Genomic DNA, 2079 nt, shown 5'->3' with positions numbered 1-2079 from the left:
GGCGACGACGAGTCGGCGGCAGAGCTCGACGAGGCGGCGCTCGCCCGCGTGCTCGAGGCCATGGGCCGGATCGAGGCCGAGGCAGGGCGCCGCGGGCTGGTGCTTGCCCCGGCGACGGCGGCGCAGATCGTGGCGCTGCGCGGGGTCATGGCCACCGGGCAGGCGAGCCGCGACGTGACCGCTCTGCGCGCACGGCTGTTGGAGAGCTTCGAGGCGGCGCTGGCCGAGTTCACCGAGATGCGCGGCCGCGAGGGCCAGGCGCTGAGCGGCGTGCTCGAGGGCCAGCTCACGCAGATCGAGGAACTGGTGACCCGGGCCGCCGAAGCGGTCGAGGCGCGGCGCGAGGAACAATCCGAGAAGCTGCGCGCGGCTCTGGCACGCGTCCTGGAGAACACCGACGGCGCCGACGCCACGCGGGTGGCGCAGGAGCTGGCGCTGATCGCGGTGAAATCGGACGTGACGGAAGAGCTCGACCGGCTGACCGCCCACGTGGCGGCGGCGCGGGATCTCATGCGCGACAAGGGCGCAGTGGGTCGCAAGCTCGACTTCCTGATGCAGGAATTCAATCGGGAAGCCAACACGCTTTGCTCGAAATCGGGGTCTTCGGCGTTGACGCAGATCGGTCTGGCCCTCAAGACGGTGATCGACCAGATGCGCGAGCAGGTCCAGAACGTGGAGTAAACCGATGAACCGACGCGGTCTTCTCATCATCCTTTCCTCGCCCTCGGGTGCGGGCAAATCGACGCTGGCCAAGCGGATGCGGGCGTGGGATCCCTCGATCATCTTCTCGGTCTCGGCCACCACCCGGGCGCCGCGCCCGGGCGAGGTCGACGGGCAGGATTACCACTTCATGTCCGAGACCGCCTTCAAGAAGGCGGTGAACAACGGCGAGATGCTGGAGCACGCCCACGTCTTCGGAAATTTCTACGGCTCGCCCAAGGGTCCGGTGCGGGACGCCATCATCGACGGCAAGGACGTGCTCTTCGACATCGACTGGCAGGGCGCCCAGCAGATGACGAATTCCGAGCTGGCGCTCCACACGCTGTCGATCTTCCTGCTGCCGCCCTCCATCGCTGAACTCAAGCGCCGGCTGATCGCGCGCGGGCAGGACGGCGACGACGTCATCACCCGGCGCATGCAGAAGAGCTGGGACGAGATCTCGCACTGGGGGTCATACGACTTCGTGCTGGTGAACGAGGATCTCGACGAGACCGAGGCCCGGCTCAAGAGCATCGTGACTGCGGCGCGGCTGCGGCGCACGCAGCAGCCCGGGCTTCTGGACCACGTGCGTGGATTGCAGGCCGAATTCGAGGAGACGGAATAATGACGCTTTATGCCCTGGACGGAATCGAACCGACCATCGACGACAGCGCCTGGGTGGCGCCCGATGCCAACCTGATCGGCAAGGTGGTGCTGGAAGAGGCCGCCTCGGTCTGGTTTGGCAGCACCCTGCGCGGCGACAATGAAGAGATCCGCGTCGGCGCCGGCAGCAACGTTCAGGAGAACGTCGTGTGCCACACCGACATGGGCTATCCGCTGTTCATCGGGCCGGGCTGCACCATCGGCCACAAGGTCATGCTGCACGGCTGCACCATCGGGGAAAACTCGCTGATCGGCATGGGCGCCACGATCCTCAACGGCGCCAAGATCGGCCGCAACTGCCTGATCGGGGCCGGGGCGCTGATCACCGAGGGCAAGGAGATTCCCGACGGCAGCCTCGTGATGGGCGTGCCGGGCAAGGTGGTGCGCGCGCTCGACGAGGCGGCGATCGAGGGGCTGAGAAAGTCCGCGCTCGGCTATCAGGCCAATGAACGACGTTTCGCGGCCGGGTTGGTGGCAAAATAAGAAAGCGTCATGAAATCGTTGCGGAGCGTCCCTTCTCTGGCCGGCGGATCCGGGAGGGCGGAGACGGAGGCTCCGTCCGCCAACCCGGCAAGCGCACCCCCGGAGAAGGCATGGAGGAACGAGCCAGATGACAGCACTCGAACCGACAGGTCGCAAGGGGCGCGCGCCGGGCGGCGGCTGCTCGTCATCCAGCGTCGCCACGAGACCGGGCCGATGAAGGCCGACGCCCGCGAC

At 67.4% G+C, this 2079-nt stretch carries 3 protein-coding genes; all 3 read left to right on the top strand.

The window, feature by feature from the left end:
- A partial coding sequence (locus HC022_RS24970) for a YicC family protein (RefSeq protein ID WP_167454185.1) occupies positions 1-681 on the top strand: 681 nt, incomplete at its 5' end.
- Positions 682-685: 4 nt separating this feature from the next.
- A complete protein-coding gene (gmk, locus tag HC022_RS24965; protein WP_008886142.1) occupies positions 686-1324 on the top strand; it encodes a guanylate kinase in 639 nt (212 codons plus the stop codon).
- On the top strand, positions 1324-1845 hold the full coding sequence (locus tag HC022_RS24960) for a gamma carbonic anhydrase family protein (protein WP_167454184.1): 522 nt from the start codon (positions 1324-1326) through the stop codon (positions 1843-1845). The genes gmk and HC022_RS24960 overlap by 1 nt, the downstream gene beginning before the upstream one ends.
- The last annotated feature ends 234 nt before the right edge of the window (positions 1846-2079 follow it).

Origin of the sequence: Salipiger sp. HF18, assembly GCF_011806505.1 — a bacterium.
Taxonomy (GTDB): domain Bacteria; phylum Pseudomonadota; class Alphaproteobacteria; order Rhodobacterales; family Rhodobacteraceae; genus Salipiger; species Salipiger thiooxidans.
The sequence above is the reverse complement of the archived record's forward strand: the minus strand, read 5'-3'. Positions and strand labels throughout refer to the sequence as shown.